This window comes from Microbacterium sp. (genome assembly GCF_035556355.1).
Classification (GTDB): Bacteria; Actinomycetota; Actinomycetes; order Actinomycetales; family Microbacteriaceae; genus Microbacterium.
The window spans coordinates 1-17,506 of record NZ_DATMFG010000024.1 but is presented as its reverse complement, the minus strand read 5'-3'; the positions used below and the strand labels follow the sequence as shown (position 1 = coordinate 17,506).

Genomic DNA, 17,506 nt, shown 5'->3' with positions numbered 1-17,506 from the left:
TTCGGGAGGTCGGCGCACCGGCCCGCCCGGCGCGAGGTTCCAGTCTAGATGTTCGCGTGGACGGGTCCCGGCCCGCCGCCTCCGGGCACGGCATCCGCGCCTGTCTAGGATGAGATGTCCGTTGCCGGTTCGGCCGTGAGCAAGGTGAGGAGATCCGTGCAGTCGCTTCTGATCGTGTCGTTCTCCCGCCTCGAGCTGGACGCGCGGCTGCGGCGTCAGATCGCCCTCTTCTCCGACCGATACGAGGTGGTCACCGCCGGGTTCGGACCCGCCGTCCCGGGCGCCGCACGCCACATCGAGCTCCTCCCGCCGCCGGGCGGCCTCCGCCGTCGGATGCGCCGCTATGCGGAAGCAGTCCTCATGCGACTGCGAGCGCACCGGCTCATGTACCGCACCGACCCGATGGTTCGATCCGCACGGCGCCGCCTGCGGGGGCTCGTCGTCGACAAGGTGCTCGCGAACGACATCGAGACCGTGCCGCTCGCTCTGGAAATCGCCGCACCGTCACGCATCCACGCGGACCTGCACGAGTTCTATCCGGGGCTCCACGACGACAACGCCGCCTGGGTGCGCCTGCGGCAGCCGTACTACGACTGGCTCGTGCGCGAACACGCCCCGCGTGTGGCGTCGGTCACCACCGTCGGACCCGGCGTCGCCGAGGCCTACCTGAAGCGATTCGAGTTCGAGCCCAGGGTCGTCACGAACGCCCCGCGGTTCGAATCGCGCGAGCCCTCGCCGGTCCACACCCCGCTCCGCCTCGTGCACGCCGGCGCGGCGTTGCGCGAGCGGCGCCTCGAAGAGACGATCCGAGCGGTCGCCTCTTCGTCCGCCGACCTGCGGCTCACGATCCACCTCACCGAGAACGATCCCGCCTACCTCGACGAGCTGCGCGCCCTCGCCGCATCGACCGGCGGGCGCGTCACCCTCCTCCCCCCGGTCCCTCAGCCCGAGCTCGTCGAGACGCTGAGCGCGCACGATGTCGGGATCCACGTCATGTCGTCGCACATCACCAATCAGGCGGTCGCCCTGCCGAACAAGTTCTTCGACTTCGTCCAGGCGCGCCTCGGCGTGATCGTCGGCCCCACCCCGGGTATGGCGTCTCTCGTGCGCGAGCACGGGATCGGCGCCGTCGCCGACGGCTTCGACGAGGCGTCGATCCGCGATGTGCTCGACCGTCTCGATGCCGCCACGGTCGCCCAGTGGAAGAATGCCGCGGATGCCGCCGCCCCTGCCCTCGCGGCCGAGCCGCAGTTGCCGGTGTGGGAGTCGGCTGTCGACGCCCTCGCCTCAGCCGGCCCGTGAGGCCTCGGCGCGCGCCAGTCGCCGTGTGACGAGCCGTGCGGCGATGAGCGAACGCACCGGCGCATGACGGTGCAGGAGCCTCAGCAGGCTCGAAGGAACGAGTGCGGCCGGCGAGCGGAAGCTGCCGCGATTCGCGAGGGCCGCGAGCAGCGCGGCCGGGTCGGCAGCGGGATCCAGGCAGATCCTGAGCACGCGCGCGTCCCGATTCGCCAGGATCTTCCGGAACCCCGGAGCCCAGCGCTCCAGGCGCCGCACGGTCTTCGCGGCGACCTCTCGATCCGCCTCGCCGATGCCCGCCTCCGTCGCGCGGGCGGCGATGCCGCCGACGAGCTGTGCGCGAGCGAGCCGCGCCGCGATCGCCCGGCGCGACGCGAGTGGCAGAGCGGAGAGCGCGGCGTCCGCCTCGATCGCATCGACGAACATCAGATCGTCTCGGAGAGGCCGCGGCTCGTGCGTGATGCGATCGGCCTGGTCTCCATGTTCGACGTAGGCCGGCGCCGCGGGATCGAAGGAGACAGACGCGCCCGAGAACCACAGGTGAAGTCCGAAGGGCTGGTCCTCCCCCCGCGGAAGCCCAGCCGTGAACCGCAGCGCCCCGAACGTCGAGCGGCGGAAGAGGCCGAGCGGAGCAGCCCGCTCGAACAGCCTGTCCCGGTCGCCGTCGAGGTGGTGGACCCGCCCCGGACGAACGCGCGGCATCGTGCCCCAACCGCCCGACGTGCGCCGGATCGGCGCGATGACGACATCGGCACCGCCTTCGTCGGCGACGCGCAGCCACGCGTCGATCGCGCCCGGTGCGAACGAGTCGTCCGAGCCGATAATGCTCACGAACTCGCCCGTCGCGAGTTCGATGCCCCGGTTGAACGGGCCCGCCGGCGAGCCGATGCCGTCCGCCAGTTCGACGATGCGCACACGGTGGTCGTCCTGGAGATCGCCCAGCCGGCGGCGCACCGCGGCCGGATCGAGATTGTGGGCCACGACGGTCACGCGCACCGGAGCCCGCGTCGCGAGCGCGGACGCCACGGCCCGCTCGACCGGGCGGGTCTCGGAGTGGACGGCGACGACGACCTCGACGCGCGGCGAAGAGGCGGTCGGACGCGGGGTGTCGTTCATCGCGTGGAGTCTAGTTGCGCGGCCCGACGGGTCGAAAAGCCGGGTGTGCGCTGTGTTTGAATTGGCGGGTGAGTTCCGCCGCCCCGTTCGGGAGCCCCCTTCATGTCGGACAGCCCAATATCGGCAACCGCGATCGCTTCCTCGAACTCACGGCGCAGGCGCTCGATCGCCGCTGGTTGACGAACGACGGGCCCCTCGTACGCGACCTTGAAGCACGCATTGCGCTGTATCTCGGAGTCAAGCACTGCGTCGCGGTCGTCAACGGAACGGTCGCACTCGAGATCGGCATCCGCGCGCTGGGCATGTCGGGTGAGGTGATCGTCCCCTCGTACACGTTCGTCGCAACCGCCCACGCCCTGCGCTGGCTGGGGCTCGTCCCCGTGTTCGCCGACATCGACCCGACGACTCACGCCCTCGATCCCGCCGCCGTCCGTCGCGCCATCACGCCGGCGACGACGGGCATCATCGGGGTCCATCTGTGGGGACGACCGGCGCCGGTCCTGGAGCTCGAATCGGTGGCCCGCGAGCACGACCTCGCGCTGATGTTCGACGCCGCTCACGCGTTCGGGGTCTCTTCAGGGGGCCGCATGGTCGGCTCGTTCGGCGACGCCGAGATCTTCAGCTTCCACGCCACGAAGTTCTTCAACTCGATCGAGGGCGGAGCGATCACGACCGACGACGACGAGGTCGCGCGGCGTGCCCGGCTCATGCGCAACTTCGGGTTCGTCGCCGAGGACACCGTCGTCTCGGACGGGACCAACGGCAAGATGAGCGAGATCTCGGCGGCTATGGGCATCGCGAACCTCGAAGTCGTCGACGACATCATCCGGGTCAACCGGCGCAACCACGCGCTCTACACGCGCGAGAGTGAGGACATCCCCGGCGTGACGGTGTTGCCGATCGCGGACGACGAGCGCAGCAACTACCAGTACGTCGTGCTCATGGTCGACGAGTCGTGCGCCGTCGGGCGCGACGAGATCATCGGCCGATTGCGCGAGAACAACGTGCTTGCGCGCCGCTACTTCTGGCCCGGATGCCACCGCATGGAACCGTACCGCACGCTCGACCCGCGTGCGTCCGAGCGACTGCCGGAGACCGAGCGCGTCGCCGATCGCGTCGTGGTGCTCCCGACCGGCATGAACGTGGACGAGGACTCGATCCGCCGTGTCATGTCCATCGTGAGGGAGTCGGTCGTCGGAGCATGATCGAGAACGCGATGCCTCGACGCCTCTACATCTTCGGGGCCGGGGGTCACGGCCGCGAGATCGCCTGGCTCGCGCGTTCGGTGTTCCCGGGCGTCGAGATCCTGCATGTCGTCGATGCAGCCCGCCACCTCACGTCGCCGATCAACGGCGCGGACGTTCGGCTCCTCGACACGATCGAGCCCACACCGGATGACGGATTCATCACCGCGGTCGGCGACGCCGGGCTGCGCATGCGCGCAGCGGACCGGATGCACCAGACCGGTCTCTCCCCCGTGACCCTCGTTCACCCGAGCGCCGTTCTGGCACCGACCGTCCGGATCGGCGCCGGCAGCGTCGTGTGCGCGGGGGTCGTGCTCACCGACAATGTGCTCGTCGGTGAGCACGCGGTCGTGAACATCGGATGCACTCTCTCGCACGACGTCCGCATCGAGGACTATGCGACGCTCTCGCCCGGTGTCCACATCGCCGGCCACGTCGTGGTGCGCCGTGCGGCGATGCTCGGGGTGGGTTCAAGCGTCATCAACGGCACGGCCGCGCAGCCGATCGTCATCGGCGTCGGCGCGACCGTCGGCGCGGGTGCGGCCGTGATCGACGACGTCGCCGATGGCGTTGTCGTCGCCGGGGTGCCCGCCCGCCCTCTCCATCGCGGCGGTGATCGATGAGCGTCTCGATCACGCACCTGTTCCCTGATTCGCCCTTCCTGCCGTTCACCGTGGAGCTCTTCGAGGAGGCCGCGCCCGGGCGGAACACCTTCCTCGTGTACGGACTGAGGGGGGACCTCGCACGCCATGCTCTTCCCACCGACGCCCGCGTCGAGGCGATCGGCGTCGACGCTGCCGCCCGCGCGAAGGCGTCTGCGGCCGTGGAGATGGGTCGGATCGCGGTGTTCCACAGCGTGGGGGCGTTCGCCGGACGCGTGCTCGCCGAGGCACCGAAAGGCGTCCTCAAGGTCTGGAGCGGGTGGGGCGGCGACTACTACGGATCGACCCTGCGAGGCGTCAGAGGTCTGCTCGGCCCCGAGACGGCGCGATACCTGCGCGCCCGTCGACGCCCGGCGGGCCACGCTCGCGACGTGTACCGGCGCGTGCGTCAGGCGCCCGTGCTCGCATCCGCCGCGCGTGCCGCCGATGTCTTCGCCGCACCGATCCCCGACGACTTCGACGTCTTCCGACGGCGCTTCCGCGGCTTCCGCGGGCGCTACGCGCAGCTGAACTACGCGAGCGTCGACGTCGAATCGATGGCTCTTCGCACGCCCAGCGGCGACGGCATCCTGCTCGGCAACTCCGCGGATCCGACGAACAATCACGTCGAGACGCTCGCGCTCCTCGCCGAGGCAGGCGTCAACGGCCGACGTGTCGTGACGCCTCTCAGCTACGGCGACCCCGCATACGCCGATGTCGTCGCTCGGCGCGGCAGGGAACTGCTGGGTTCCGACTTCCTGCCGCTGCGCGACTTCCTCCCGCCCGACGAATACGCGCGCCTCGTCGACGGCTGCTCGGTGGTGGTCATGGGCCACCGACGCCAGCAGGGACTCGGGAACGTGATCCAGGCCCTCCTCGGCGGCTCGCACGTCGTGTTGCACGAACACAGCCCCCTCGCCCGCTTCTTCGCCCGGGAGGGAGTTTCGATCAGGACGCTTCAGACTCTCCCATCGGAAGGCGTGCCGGGCGGCCGGCCGACGGAGGACGAACAGCGGCGCAATCGCGCCATGATCGAAGGGTTCTGGGGGAGACAGCGCGTCGTCGCGAACGTGCGGGAGCTGATCACGTCCGCGTGAGGGTAGCGATGCCCGGCGTCACTCCTCGACGTCGGCGAGGCCTGCGAGCGTCGCCTGCACGGCGAACTCCGGCACGTTCGCCACGAGCTCGTCGAACGTGCCCTGGGCGAGGACGCGACCGGCCGACATGAAGAAGATCCGATCCGCCTCCTTGATCGTCGTGAGGCGGTGGGCGACGGTGACCGTCGTCGTCGAACCGCGCAGAGCTGCGATGGAATCGGTGACCGCCGCCTCGGTCGCGGTGTCGAGGGCGCTCGTCGCCTCGTCCATGACGAGCACGAGTGGATCGGCGTAGAGAGCGCGCGCGATCCCGAGGCGCTGGCGCTGACCGCCCGAGAGGGCGAGCCCCCGCTCCCCCACGCGCGCGCCGATGCCCCCAGGGCGCGACTCGATCGTCTCCAGCAGGTGCGCTCGCCGCAGCGCCTCGCGCACCCGATCGGGGTCGAAGTCCGGACCCCACGTCAGCGCGACGTTGTGCGCGACAGTCGCGTCGAACAGCGCCACCTCCTGCGGCACGTACGCGACGCGCGCGCGCCAGGCCGCGGTGAGCTCGGTGAGGGGAGTGTCATCGATCCTGACGGCACCACTCGTCGGCTCGATGAGTCCGAGCAGGAGATCGACGAGGGTCGACTTGCCCGATCCGGATGCGCCGACGAACGCGACGGTCGAACCGAAGGGGATCACGATGTCGACATCGTGCACGGCTGGTTCCGCCTCGGGGCCGTACTGGAAGCTCACCCGGTCGAAGACGATGCTCTTCGGATGCTCCGGCAGCGGCGTCTGCTCGCGCGCCGCCAGGTGGACGACCGCTCGCTGCGAGCGGCGGACCTCATCGAGGACGGCCTGGGCGTGCGGCGCGCTGACATTGAGCTGGTTCAGGACGGCCTGGAAGCGCACGACGGACGGGGCCATGCGGAAGCCGGCGAGGCCGAACAGCGCGACAGCGGCGGTCGCACCGCCGATTCCGCCCGTGAGATAGCCGACGAGGCCGACCAGGACGATGCCGCCGATGATCGCCGTCTCAAGCGTGTAGCGCGGCACCTGGCCGAGGAACTGGGCGTTCGCGCGCGCACGGGTCGAGTGTCGCCGGTTGCTGCGGACGACTTCCGCGACCTCCTCGGTCTTCCCGCGGAGCGTCACCTCCTTCAGCGCGCCGATCATCTCCGTGATGAGCCGTGACGAGCGCAGCGAGTATCGCAGGGCGACGAGCCCGGCCTGCCGCGCGCGGCGCGAGATCAGCAGATTGAGGAACATCGCGATGAGCCCGAGGTACACGAGTGTGATGCCGCCGATCAACGGCTGCGCCACCGCGAGGACGACGAGAAGGGTGAGGAAGTTCAGCGCCTCGCCGATGAGGGACGCGCCCGGAAGGACGAATCCGGAGATGGTCGTCGACACACTGGAGTCCGTGATCCGAACGAGGTCCGCGGAGTTGCGGGTAAGCCTCTCCGTCCAGGGCGAGTTGACGAACCCGGCGAACACCTGGCTTCCGAGGTCGAGCTCGTAGGTCGCGAACCGGCGCGTCGCGACCCAGTAGAGCGTGAGCGCCAGGACGCCCTTGATGACGATGAGCGCGCACACGACGACGAGCGGCAGAAGGATCCCCGCGCCCTCGATCGTGCCGAAGACGGGGATCGTGACGGGCTCTCCGCTCACAAGCGGTGAGAGCACGACGGCGAGGAGCGCGAGAGCGGCGCCGTCGAGGATCGCGAGCAGACCCTGGAGCGTCGCGTAGACGACGAGGAATCGGCGCGCGCCCTGCGGGAGCACGCCGAGAATCTCTCGGTAGAGCCGCCAATTGCTGTTCACGCGCCACCCCGGGACCGAACGCCCGCTTCGACGGCGTCGAGGAACGCGCGGCCTTCGACTTCGGCGTTGAGCAGGGGCGCCGCTTCATGCGCTGCCGCCTTGAGCCGCGCGACGTCGTCGGCGGTCAGGTCGGCGATGGACGCAGCGAGGTCGGACCACCCGAATCCCGGCGCGACGATTCCGAATCCGTGATCGCGGACGATGTCCATCATCGCGGGGCTCTCCCCCACGACGACTCCGAGGCCGGCTTGCACCGCCTCGAAGAGCTTGTTCGGGAGGGCGAGCGCCAGGTTGGTGCCGATCGGCGGGAAGAAGATGACTTCCAGATCGAACTGGTGGATACGAGGAACGATCTCGTTCATCGGCACGGGAGGCACGAGCTGAATCCGGTCCCGAGCCGGGTGCACATCGATCAGATCCTCGAGCTCTGAGATCAGCGCGGGATTGCCCGTGAGCATGAGCGTCAGCGTGAAGCGCTCCGGGAGCACCCGCATCGCCTCGAGCATCTCGGCGATTCCGCGCTGCCGCGCCGCCAGGCCGTGATGGACGAGGCGGATCGCGTCCGAGTCCACGGGCGTGGGCACAAGGCCGAAATGCGGCGGGGCATTGTGCACGGGCGTCAGCGGGGGCAGCCCGAACTCGTCGACGTACAGCCGCCCGATCGGGTCGTTGACAACGGACCGGCTCGTGATGTCGGGGTGTGCGATGTGGTTGCGCACCCAGCGGTAGTACGGGGCCGTGATCCTCCCGCCGAGTGTCTGGCGGCGCATCCGCGGATTGTGGTACTCGTGCAGATCGACGTGGACCTGCGCGCGCTTCGCCTCGGCGGTGAAGTCGCGGGAGTCGGACAGGATCGGGGTGAACTCGGTCTCGTTGAGGACCACGAGGTTGTAATGGCCCGACCGGAAGCGCGTGAGCGCCTCCTGGGGGATGCGATCCGAGATCTGGGTGCGGAACCGGCGGCGACGGCTCGTGAGCAGGTGCATGAGCAGGAGGCCGGCCTTGCTCACGCTCACCCGCGACGGCGGATGCAGCGTGAAAGCGTCCCGCACTTTCGGCACCGGCGCCGTCCCCGTGCCGACCGTGTCCACGACCCACCCGGCCCCCGTCAGCCAATCGACCTGGCGTCGCACGCGCGGGTCGTTGGCGATGTCCGAGAAGGAGAAGACGATCGCTCTGCGCTCTGCGGTGTTCGCGTTCATGCCCGTGCGGCTCCCCGCTCAGACCGAGAGCGCGCCCACCGAGCGCGCCGAGTCCAGTGCGGCCTCGACGACGACGAGGGTACGCAGACCCTGTTCCATCGTCACGACGTCGCTCGGCAGCCCGAGGACGGCGTCGCGGAACGCCTCGTGCTCGACACGCAGCGGCTCGCGCTTCGGGAAGGCGAAGCGCGTCACATCGCCTTCGGAGACGCCACGGAAGACCGACACCGACTCCCACTCGAGCGGTATCGTCCCGTTGGCGTGGAAGGTCAGGTCCCCCGTCGCGGTGTCGGCGACGAACGCGCCCTTCTCACCCGTGACGACCGTGACCCGCTCCTTCATGGGGCTCAGCCAGTTGACGAGGTGATTCACGATCACGCCCGACTCCAGCCGGCCGGTGATGGCGATCATGTCCTCGTGGTCGCGACCGCTCTTGAAGGTGGTCTGCGCGAACACGGCCGTGTAGTCGCTCTGGGCGACCCATGCCGTCAGGTCGATGTCGTGCGACGCGAGGTCCTTGGCCACGCCCACATCCGAGATGCGCGACGGGAAGGGTCCCTGCCGCCGCGTCTGGATCTGGTACACCGCGCCGAGCTCGCCCGCCGCGAGGCGCCGCCGCAGCTCCTGGAGCGCGGGGTTGAATCGCTCGATGTGCCCGACAGCGCCGACGAGTCCCTTCTCGGCGAACGCGTCGACCATGCGCTGGCCGGCTTCGATCGTGTGCGCGATCGGCTTCTCGACCAGCGTGTGCACGCCTGCTTCGGCGAGTTTGAGCGCCGCGTCCTCGTGGTAGCGGGTCGGCACCGCCACGACCGCGACGTCGATTCCCACGTCGATGAGCGCATCGATGTCGGGCAGGATCTCGAGGTCGCCGGCCACGCCGTGGGGGTCGCCCCCGGGGTCGGCGATCGCGACGAGTTCGACGCCGTCGAGCTCGCGAAGCACTCGGGCGTGATGGCGGCCCATCATGCCGACGCCCAGCAGGCCCGCGCGGAGAGTGGCGGCCATCAGGCGCCCGCCCCCGCCACCGCGTTGACGGCGGTCACGATCCGCTCGAGGTCGGCCTGCGAGAGCGACGGATGCACCGGAAGCGACACGACCTCGCGCGCTGCGCGCTCCGTCTCGGGAAGGTCGAGGCGCGGAGCGAACGGCGCGAGCGAGGGAAGCCGGTGATTCGGGATCGGGTAGTAGACGCCGCTCCCTACTCCGTGCTCCTCCTTGAGGGCCCGGACGAAGCCGTCGCGGTCGTCCGCGACGCGGATCGTGTACTGGTGGTACACGTGCACGGCGCCATCCGCCACGGGAGGCACCGTCACTCCACGGAGGTTGGCGTCGAGGAAGGCGGCGTTCTCCTGGCGCGTGCGCGTCCAGGCGTCGACCTTCGTGAGCTGCACCCGCCCGATCGCCGCGTGGATGTCGGTCATGCGGGCGTTGAAGCCCACCACCTCGTTCTCGTACTGCCGCTCCATGCCCTGGTTGCGCAGCAGACGTGCAAGGCGTGCGACCTGGTCGTCGGCGGCCGCGATCATGCCGCCCTCACCGCTGGTCATGTTCTTCGTCGGGTAGAGCGAGAACATCGCGAACGTGCCGAACGTCCCCACGGGGCGGCCGTCGAGCGCGGCACCGTGGGCCTGCGCCGCATCTTCGTACAGCGCGACGCCGTGCTTCGCGGCGATCGCCTCGAGTTCCCGCATCCGGGCCGGGTGGCCGTAGAGGTGCACGGGCATGATGCCCTTCGTCCTCGACGTGATCGAGGCCTCGACCGACGCGGGGTCCAGCGTGAACGTCTCGGGCTCGATGTCGGCGAACACGGGGGTAGCGCCGGTCAGCGCGACCGAGTTTCCGGTCGCCGCGAACGTGAACGACGGAACGATCACCTCGTCGCCCGGGCCGACGCCCGCCGCGAGCAGTCCCAGGTGCAGACCGGCGGTGCCCGAGTTCACGGCGACGACGGGGCGCCCCTGCACGAAGTGCTCGGAGAACTCGCGCTCGAAGGCGGCGACCTCGGGCCCCTGAGCGACCATGCCGCTGCGCAGAACGCGATCGACGGCTTCTCGCTCCTCGTCGCCGATGATCGGCCTTGCGGGGGGAATGAACTCGGTCACGCGCTCTCCTCTGAAAGTCTGCCGTCGGACTCGACGTAACGTTCTCCGGTCACGGGGCAGACCCAGGGCCCATCCGGGGTCTCGCGCGCGAGCGGCACGCCGGCCTTGCCCACCCACGCGATCCGGCGGGCCGGCACACCCGCCACGAGGGCGAAGTCGGGGACGTCCTTCACGACGACGGCACCGGCGGCGACCGTCGCCCACGCGCCGATCGTGACCGGTGCGACGCACGTCGCGCGCGCCCCGATCGAGGCGCCACGACGAATCGTCACGCCGACCGGCTTCCAGTCGTGCGCGGATTTCAGCGAGCCGTCGGGGTTGATCGCCCGCGGGTACGTGTCGTTGGTGAGGACGACGGCCGGTCCGATGAAGACGCCGTCCTCGAGCGACGCCGGCTCGTAGACCAGCGCGTAGTTCTGCACTTTGCAGTTGTCGCCCATCTTCACGCCCGTGCCGATGTAGGCGCCGCGGCCGACGACGCACCCCCGGCCGAGCGTCGCCCCCTCTCGGACCTGTGCGAGGTGCCAGATGGACGACCCGTCGCCGATGACGGCGTCGGGCGAGACATCAGCGGAGTCGACGATGCGCGCGGGGGTATCTCGGGTCACGTTGTTGGTCTCCATGCACGGGGCAGACGGAGGCCCCCGGTGCGTCACGATTCTATCTGGTGGTCGGGCGCCTGCCTGAGCGTGCGCCCTCGGCGACCACGTCCGCCGCGCGGCGCGCGACCGCGCCCGCCCCGATGTGGGCGGTCGCCCAGGCCGCGATCGCGGCCCGTCGCTGCGGCGACGGCGACTCCGCCACGGCGCCTGCCAGCGCATCCGCGACCTCGTCCGCGTCCGGCGCGCAGCCCCACCCGAGGCCTTCGCGGTTGACGAGATCGCGCAGCGGCTCGGGGGCGGAGAGCAGCACCGGGGTCCCCACCGCGATCGCCGAGTACATCTTGGTCGGAACGGCGAAGTCGTATCCGATCTCCGGTCGCACGGAGGCCAGCGCCACACGCGCTCCGCGCAGTCGTGACGCGGCGCTGTCCGCGTCGACGGGGCCCGAGAACGACACGCTGGATTCCAGCCCCGCGTCGCGAACGGACTCGCGGAGCGCTTCCCACTCACCGCCCTGGCCGATGAACGCGACGCGAGGACGGATGCCGCGGCCCGCGAGCCGCCGCAGCGCATCGACGAAGACGCCCGCGCCGTGCCACTCGCTCGCAGTGCCCACGTACACGGCATCGAGTTCGGGCTCGTCCGCGCGCACGCCCGCGTGGAACACCCTCTCGTCCACGCCGTGGCCGACAACGGTGACGGCCGCGCTCGGCGCGAGCCGGCGGACCTCTTCGGCGACGCCGTCCGACACGGCGATGACCGCGGACGCGCCGCGCAGGGCGAACCTCTCGAGGGCGCGCACGGCGCGAAGCACGAATGCGGGCGCGCCGGTCGAACCGGATGCGAGCGACCAGATGTCCGCCGCGTAGTAGACGTACGGCATCCGCCTGATCGCGCTCGCGAAGCGGACGACGGCGCCGGTCGTGGGAGGCGGCTCGACGACGAGGACGTCCGCGCGGCGGGCGAAGAGCACACGGAAGAACGCAGGGACGTCGAAGCTCATGTACTGCACGTAGCCGCGGACGTACCCCGACCGGTCCCGGAGCACAGGGAAGCGACGCACGCGGTACGCCGAACCCGGCTCAGCTGTCGCGCGCAGCGCGCGAGGGGGTGCCGAGGTGAGCACGGTGACGTCGCCGCGGGCCGCGAGCTCGTCGACGAGGGCCTGTAGGCGCTGACTCGCCGCGGACGGCTCGGGAGCGAAGATCCGCGTGACGAGAATTGTGCGCATGACGACACGATCTTAGGCGACGGCCCGTCGGCGCCCGCATCCGCCCTTCAGGATCGCTCTGTCAGAATGGAGCAATGCTCTCATCCCCCTCGTCGGGCGCTCCGCAGGCGCCCGACCCGACGGCGTGGGTGGTCATCCCGCTGTTCAACGAGGCATCCGTCATCCCCGAGGTGATCGCGGCGCTCAAGCAGTCGTTCGTCCACGTCGTCTGCGTCGACGACGGGTCGTCGGACGACTCGGCGGCGCTCGCGGAGCGGGCCGGCGCGATGGTCGTCCGGCATCCCGTGAACCTCGGCCAGGGTGCGGCCCTGCAGACAGGCTTCGAGTTCGCGCTCTCCCACGCGGAGTGTGCCTACATCGTGACGTTCGACGCCGACGGTCAGCACCGCGTCGAGGACGCCGTCGCCATGGTCGACGACGCGCGCACACACGATGCGGCCATCATCTTCGGTTCACGGTTCCTCGACGACCGCACCCAGCCCGGGCTGCTCAAGAAGATCATCCTCAAGACCGCCGTCTGGGTCACCAACATGTCGACCGGGCTCAAGCTGTCGGACGCGCACAACGGCCTGCGCGTCCTGCGTCGCGACGCCGCCCAGCGGATCGACCTGCGGCAGGATCGCATGGCGCACGCGACCGAGATCGTGCTGCAGCTGGGTCGCACCCGGCTCCCGTGGCGCGAGCACCCCGTCGAGCTGCTGTACACGGACTACTCGAAGGCGAAGGGCCAGAGCGTCCTCAACTCGGTCAACATCCTCGTCGACCTGATCGTGAGGTGATCTCATGTGGATCCAACTGCTCCTGATCGCAGGCGTCGTGGTCATCGGCGCCCTTCTCATGCGACGCACGGGAGCCGACAGCCACCTCGCGATCCGCCGGATGCTGTCGGGCCTGTTCATCCTCGCGGCGATCCTGTCGATCCTCTTCCCGCAATGGCTCTCGTGGTTCGCGAACCTGGTGGGCGTGGGGCGCGGCACCGACCTGCTGCTCTACGGTCTCGTGATCGCCTTCCTCGCATCGCTCTACACGCAGCACAGGCGCAATCTCGCGACGCAGCGCCAGATCACGCTCCTCGCCCGCAAGGTCGCCCTGCTCGATGCGGCGCAACGAGAGGACGCCGAATCGGCCTCGGGCGTTCCGGACGAGCGCTGATCAGCGGCACGCCGTCAAGCGCCACAGCGAGGCATCGCCCTCCCGCGCGATGAGCTCGAATCCGGGCTGTCCGTCGAAGTCGGTCATCCCGGGAAGGACGAACCGGCCGGGCGTCGCCTCGCCCTCGCCGAAATCGAGCACGAACTCGGGCGAGCCGTACGCCTCGAGGGCGTCGCACACAGCGGGGTCGGTGCCCGCGTCTCGGAGCGAGGCGGAGATGAGCCGCCACTCGGGCGTGCGCGGATGAGCCCAGGTGCGCGGGTACACATCGCGGCCGCTGAGCATGTAGCCGAATCCGCTCCCCGTCGACGGGTTCGCGATGACGCGGGCGTCGGCGGGAACCAGGTCGCTCAGTTCCTCGAGGATCGACCGCTCCTCGGGCGAGAGCCAGCTGTCGGGGCCGCTCGCGTAGCGCGACGCGTCATCCCACTCATGCTCTATGACACGCGGCATCATCACAACGGGCGAGATGACGAGTCCGATGATCACCATGACCACGGCGACACCGGCGCTCAGCCAGCCCGTGAGCATGGTCTCGGCGGGTGCGACATCGCGGCCGGCGACCGGCGTCGCTTCGCGCCGGAGACGCCGGGAGAGCCATCCGATCGTCCAGACGAGTCCGATCGCGGCGAGGGGGATGACGACGACCGGCACGAGCGCCGCCATGCGGTACGGATCGGCGTACCACGCCCCGACGAGCCAGCGACGAACGAGGGGCTGGCCGATCGACGCCGTCACGATGTAGAGACCGCTCAGGATGAGCCAGCTCGTCGCAAGCCACCGCAGGCTCGGCTCGACGACGGCACGGACGAGCCCGACGACCGTGAAGACGCTCACCCCGACCGCGAACGGCAGCATGACATGCCCGTTGAGCAGGACGTCCGCCAGCACGGCGAGCTTGCCTTCGAAGGGTGGCCAGTGGGAACCCGTCGTCTGCCGGCTGAGGAGGTACCACACCGCGATCGAGACGAGCCACACCCCCGCGACCGATGCGATCGCCACCCGCCGCCTGGCGGGATGACGCATCGCCCACGGCAGAGCCCACCAACTGAAGAACGTGACCGCCAGGATGAGCCAGGCGAGGAGCGTCGCCGGCTGGGCGAGGGCGACGGCGCCCAGCGCGCCGAGCAGCAGCATCGCCGCCAGGATCGCGGCGCGCACGGACTGGCGTGAGCCGCTGCCCGCCGATATCCAGCGGGGCGCGGCGACCACGATGCCCGCGGCGGAAGGAAGCAGCGCGACGCTGAGCAGATTGGGATACAGCACGCCCCACTCCAGCATCAGCATCGGGAACGCGATGAGAGCCGATGACAGCACGGCCGCGGCGGCCGCGGCCGCCGCCGACTTCGACGCCTCCCGAGTGAGCCACGCGACCGCGAGCGGCCACACGACGACCGCCGTGACGAGGGAGACGGCGTTGACCGCGACGGGAATCGCCGCTCCGGACAGCATCGCGGTGAGTGAGGCGACGGCATGCCACGCCGCCGGGTAGAAGAGGCGGGAACCGGTCACCTGCGACAGGTGGAAGGACGAGGCGGAGCCGCTCTCGGCGATCCAGCGCAAGGCGTTCAGATGGAATACCGCGTCATTCGTCTGCGAGATCGCGTCCGGCTCGCCGATGTAGAGGACGACGCGGATCGCTCCGAGGATCGCTCCGGCGACGAGGGCCGTCGGCAGCAGCCAGCCGCGCGACACGACTGCCGGAGGGAGGTGGACCGACCGGAAGAGAAGCCCCAGCGCGAATGCGAGGGCGACGACCACCACGCAGCCGACGCCGACGCTCAGCGGTGACCAGGCGATGCTCACCGCGCCGAGCGCGATCGCAAGCACGGAGAGCACCACGACGCCGGCCGCGGGCGCGAGCGCCCACAGCGCGAGCCCGCGCAGGCGGAGGACGAACCCGATCGCGAGGCCCGGGAGGAAGAGGACGGCGACCGCGGCGAGAACGGTCGGCCAGGCCGTGAGCCAGTCGACGATCACGACTCCACCAGTGCGATGGCCCCTTCGACCGGACCGTCGTAGATCATCTCGCCCTTGTTGATCACGACGCCACGGGTGCAGAGTTCGCGCACCATCTCCATGTCGTGGCTCACGACCACGAGCGTCTTCTTCGCCTCGATGAGCTCCGCGAACTTCTGTCGGCACTTCTCGCGGAAGGGCGCATCGCCGACCGACAGGATCTCGTCCACGAGCAGGATGTCCAGCTCGACGTGGATCGCCACCGAAAAGGCCAGGCGCATGAACATGCCGGACGAGTAGTGCTTGACCTCCTGGTCGATGAACTCCTCGATCTCGCTGAACGCCACGATCTCGTCGTAGCGCGCCTCGATCTCCTTGCGGCTCATCCCGAGGATGGCCGCGTTGAGGAAGACGTTCTCGCGCCCGGAGAGCTCGGGGTGGAATCCTGCGCCTACCTCGATGAGCCCTGCGACCCGGCCTCGGGTCAGCACCCGCCCCTCGTCCGGCTGCATCACGCCGGAGATGAGCTTCAGAAGCGTCGACTTGCCCGAGCCGTTGAGGCCGAGGACGGCGACCGACTCGCCTTCGTCGATCACGAGGTCCAGACCCTTGAGCGCCTCGAAGCTGCTGGAGGTCGACCGCCCGCGCACCCACGCGACGACGGTGTCTTTGAGGGAGAAGGCGTGGTTGAGGGTGAATCGCTTGTGGACGCCGTCGACGACGATCGACGGGCGAAGCGGAGTCAAGGTCTTTTCGGTCATAGGTCCTGAGCGAACCTTCCTTCGAGACGGCGGAACACCGCCTGGCCGAACAAAAGAGTCGCGACCGCGATGAGGAAGGTCCACAGCGTGTTGAGTGCGAGCGCCGGCGGAAGCGCAAGGCTCGTCTGCGTCACGGGGTACCAGAAGGCGTAGTGGAAGAGCTCGACGGCCTGGGTGATGGGGTTCAGCAGATACAGCTCGAGCAGCCAACGCGGCCACCCCATCATGTCGATCGCATCCTGCACCATCGTCCACGAGTAGAGGACCGGCGACGCCCACGTCGCGAGCAGGAGCAGAAGCTCGACGATGTTCTCCGCATCTCGGTAGCGCACGTTGACCGCGCCGAAGAGCAGTCCGAGCCCCAGCGCGAACAGCATGATGAGTGCGATCGCGGCGACGATCGCGAGGATGGAGAGGATCGAGATGTGCATGATCCACCCCAGGAAGAGGCACACGATCAGCAGCAGCGCGACCTGCGGCAGGAAATGGACGAACGCCACGAAGACGGCGGATACGGCGAACAGCTGCCGCGGCAGGTAGACCTTTCGGACGAGCGCGGCGTTTCCGACGATCGAAGTCGTCGCATTCTTGTACGCCTCGGAGAAGAGGTTGATGACCACGATCCCCGAGAAGAGGTAGATCGCGTAGTTCGAGATGCCGCGCTCGAGGTTCAGGAAGAGCCCCAACACGACCCAGAAGACGAGGAACTGCGCAGCCGGACGCACGTACGACCACGTCCACCCGAGCACCGAGTTGCGGTATCGCGTCGTGACGCCGGTGCGCACGAGAAGCCGCAGGAGATAGTGCCACCGGAAGACGTCGAGAAGACCGCCGCTGCGCCCTGGAGTGTCGAACTCGGAGCGTGGAACGCGCGCGAAGATGTCGGGGTCGACCGTCACGAATGCTGCCTCATGTCGGGTATCGGGAATGCAAACTCACCCATTCTAGGGTCCCGTTCCCGAGAGAGTCAGGAGTACGTCTTCGTCGAAGCGTCGTAGGCGAGAGTTCCGTTCTGGAAGCGCTGGGTGGTCACGGTGCCCGAAACTGTCGCCGGAGCGGTCGGGTAGCCGAGGGCGCTGTCGGTCGCACCGCGTCGGGTCCACTCGGTCGCCAGGATCTGCGGGATCAGCACGGAACCCGTCGCCGTCGACCACGCGACCACACCCGCCTGGAACGACATCGTGCACCCGCCCCCCGCGAGACGACACGCGGCAGCCCCCGTCGGCCATCCCCACGGCCCGGACGGGCCGCCCGCAGCCAGATAGTTCGCCCGATACGGGCCCGCCGA

The 17,506-nt window shown here is 69.5% G+C and carries 17 protein-coding genes; 6 read left to right on the top strand and 11 right to left on the bottom strand.

Annotated elements, in window-relative coordinates; genetic code table 11:
- Positions 1 to 156 precede the first annotated feature (156 nt).
- Positions 157 to 1,302 carry a glycosyltransferase family protein gene (locus VNR19_RS06480; protein WP_325725055.1) on the top strand — a complete coding sequence of 382 codons (1,146 nt, stop codon included), beginning with the start codon at positions 157 to 159 and terminating at the stop codon, positions 1,300 to 1,302.
- Here the strand turns inward: VNR19_RS06480 and VNR19_RS06475 are convergent.
- The gene (locus tag VNR19_RS06475; protein WP_325725053.1) at positions 1,288 to 2,415 is read right to left on the bottom strand and encodes a glycosyltransferase family 2 protein; all 1,128 of its coding nucleotides are present in this window, start codon (positions 2,413 to 2,415) and stop codon (positions 1,288 to 1,290) included. The genes VNR19_RS06480 and VNR19_RS06475 overlap by 15 nt on opposite strands.
- A gap of 68 nt (positions 2,416 to 2,483) precedes the next feature.
- Between VNR19_RS06475 and VNR19_RS06470 the strand changes: the two genes are divergently transcribed.
- The 3 genes from VNR19_RS06470 to VNR19_RS06460 are packed head-to-tail and all read left to right on the top strand — an operon-like array spanning position 2,484 to position 5,397.
- A complete protein-coding gene (locus VNR19_RS06470) occupies positions 2,484 to 3,620 on the top strand; it encodes a DegT/DnrJ/EryC1/StrS family aminotransferase (RefSeq protein WP_325725051.1) in 1,137 nt (378 codons plus the stop codon).
- Entirely contained in the window at positions 3,617 to 4,282 is a 666-nt protein-coding gene (locus VNR19_RS06465) for an acetyltransferase (RefSeq protein WP_325725049.1), read from the top strand. Before VNR19_RS06470 ends, VNR19_RS06465 begins: the two co-directional genes overlap by 4 nt.
- Complete coding sequence (locus tag VNR19_RS06460; protein WP_325725047.1) at positions 4,279 to 5,397, top strand: TDP-N-acetylfucosamine:lipid II N-acetylfucosaminyltransferase family protein; 1,119 nt, start codon at positions 4,279 to 4,281, stop codon at positions 5,395 to 5,397. The genes VNR19_RS06465 and VNR19_RS06460 overlap by 4 nt, the downstream gene beginning before the upstream one ends.
- Before the next feature lie 18 nt (positions 5,398 to 5,415).
- Here VNR19_RS06460 and VNR19_RS06455 read toward each other — a convergent pair whose 3' ends face one another.
- Genes VNR19_RS06455 through VNR19_RS06430 form a run of 6 tightly spaced genes read right to left on the bottom strand, consistent with a single transcriptional unit; the run spans position 5,416 to position 12,346 of the window.
- Complete coding sequence (locus VNR19_RS06455) at positions 5,416 to 7,206, bottom strand: ABC transporter ATP-binding protein (RefSeq protein ID WP_325725045.1); 1,791 nt, start codon at positions 7,204 to 7,206, stop codon at positions 5,416 to 5,418.
- The gene (locus VNR19_RS06450; RefSeq protein ID WP_325725043.1) at positions 7,203 to 8,408 is read right to left on the bottom strand and encodes a glycosyltransferase; all 1,206 of its coding nucleotides are present in this window, start codon (positions 8,406 to 8,408) and stop codon (positions 7,203 to 7,205) included. Before VNR19_RS06450 ends, VNR19_RS06455 begins: the two co-directional genes overlap by 4 nt.
- Before the next feature lie 18 nt (positions 8,409 to 8,426).
- Positions 8,427 to 9,416, bottom strand: coding sequence for a Gfo/Idh/MocA family oxidoreductase (locus VNR19_RS06445; protein WP_325725041.1), 990 nt, complete (start codon positions 9,414 to 9,416; stop codon positions 8,427 to 8,429).
- Complete coding sequence (locus VNR19_RS06440; RefSeq protein WP_325725039.1) at positions 9,416 to 10,513, bottom strand: DegT/DnrJ/EryC1/StrS family aminotransferase; 1,098 nt, start codon at positions 10,511 to 10,513, stop codon at positions 9,416 to 9,418. The genes VNR19_RS06445 and VNR19_RS06440 overlap by 1 nt, the downstream gene beginning before the upstream one ends.
- A complete protein-coding gene (locus VNR19_RS06435) occupies positions 10,510 to 11,121 on the bottom strand; it encodes an N-acetyltransferase (protein WP_325725037.1) in 612 nt (203 codons plus the stop codon). Before VNR19_RS06435 ends, VNR19_RS06440 begins: the two co-directional genes overlap by 4 nt.
- A gap of 52 nt (positions 11,122 to 11,173) precedes the next feature.
- Complete coding sequence (locus tag VNR19_RS06430) at positions 11,174 to 12,346, bottom strand: glycosyltransferase family 4 protein (protein ID WP_325725035.1); 1,173 nt, start codon at positions 12,344 to 12,346, stop codon at positions 11,174 to 11,176.
- 74 nt (positions 12,347 to 12,420) lie between these two features.
- On the opposite strand from VNR19_RS06430, the gene VNR19_RS06425 reads away from it, so the two are divergent.
- On the top strand, positions 12,421 to 13,125 hold the full coding sequence (locus VNR19_RS06425) for a glycosyltransferase family 2 protein (RefSeq protein WP_325725033.1): 705 nt from the start codon (positions 12,421 to 12,423) through the stop codon (positions 13,123 to 13,125).
- A 4-nt stretch (positions 13,126 to 13,129) separates the two neighbouring features.
- The gene (locus VNR19_RS06420) at positions 13,130 to 13,498 is read left to right on the top strand and encodes a DUF2304 domain-containing protein (protein WP_325725030.1); all 369 of its coding nucleotides are present in this window, start codon (positions 13,130 to 13,132) and stop codon (positions 13,496 to 13,498) included.
- Here VNR19_RS06420 and VNR19_RS06415 read toward each other — a convergent pair whose 3' ends face one another.
- The 4 genes from VNR19_RS06415 to VNR19_RS06400 all read right to left on the bottom strand — a co-directional run.
- Entirely contained in the window at positions 13,499 to 15,478 is a 1,980-nt protein-coding gene (locus tag VNR19_RS06415; RefSeq protein WP_325725028.1) for a DUF6541 family protein, read from the bottom strand.
- Positions 15,475 to 16,218 carry an ABC transporter ATP-binding protein gene (locus VNR19_RS06410; protein ID WP_325725026.1) on the bottom strand — a complete coding sequence of 248 codons (744 nt, stop codon included), beginning with the start codon at positions 16,216 to 16,218 and terminating at the stop codon, positions 15,475 to 15,477. The genes VNR19_RS06415 and VNR19_RS06410 overlap by 4 nt, the downstream gene beginning before the upstream one ends.
- Positions 16,215 to 17,117: an ABC transporter permease gene (locus VNR19_RS06405; RefSeq protein WP_325725024.1), complete on the bottom strand. Its 903-nt coding sequence runs from the start codon at positions 17,115 to 17,117 to the stop codon at positions 16,215 to 16,217. Before VNR19_RS06405 ends, VNR19_RS06410 begins: the two co-directional genes overlap by 4 nt.
- A gap of 68 nt (positions 17,118 to 17,185) precedes the next feature.
- A partial coding sequence (locus VNR19_RS06400) for an LGFP repeat-containing protein (protein ID WP_414684125.1) occupies positions 17,186 to 17,506 on the bottom strand: 321 nt, incomplete at its 5' end.

Excerpts from the sequence above, each read along its gene's own strand:
- VNR19_RS06475 (WP_325725053.1), bottom strand. The coding sequence starts at position 2,415 with ATGAACGACACCCCGCGTCCGACCGCCTCTTCGCCGCGCGTCGAGGTC.
- VNR19_RS06465 (WP_325725049.1), top strand. The coding sequence starts at position 3,617 with ATGATCGAGAACGCGATGCCTCGACGCCTCTACATCTTCGGGGCCGGG.
- VNR19_RS06460 (WP_325725047.1), top strand. The coding sequence starts at position 4,279 with ATGAGCGTCTCGATCACGCACCTGTTCCCTGATTCGCCCTTCCTGCCG.
- VNR19_RS06450 (WP_325725043.1), bottom strand. The coding sequence starts at position 8,408 with ATGAACGCGAACACCGCAGAGCGCAGAGCGATCGTCTTCTCCTTCTCG.
- VNR19_RS06445 (WP_325725041.1), bottom strand. The coding sequence starts at position 9,416 with ATGGCCGCCACTCTCCGCGCGGGCCTGCTGGGCGTCGGCATGATGGGC.
- VNR19_RS06430 (WP_325725035.1), bottom strand. The coding sequence starts at position 12,346 with ATGCGCACAATTCTCGTCACGCGGATCTTCGCTCCCGAGCCGTCCGCG.
- VNR19_RS06425 (WP_325725033.1), top strand. The coding sequence starts at position 12,421 with ATGCTCTCATCCCCCTCGTCGGGCGCTCCGCAGGCGCCCGACCCGACG.
- VNR19_RS06420 (WP_325725030.1), top strand. The coding sequence starts at position 13,130 with ATGTGGATCCAACTGCTCCTGATCGCAGGCGTCGTGGTCATCGGCGCC.
- VNR19_RS06410 (WP_325725026.1), bottom strand. The coding sequence starts at position 16,218 with ATGACCGAAAAGACCTTGACTCCGCTTCGCCCGTCGATCGTCGTCGAC.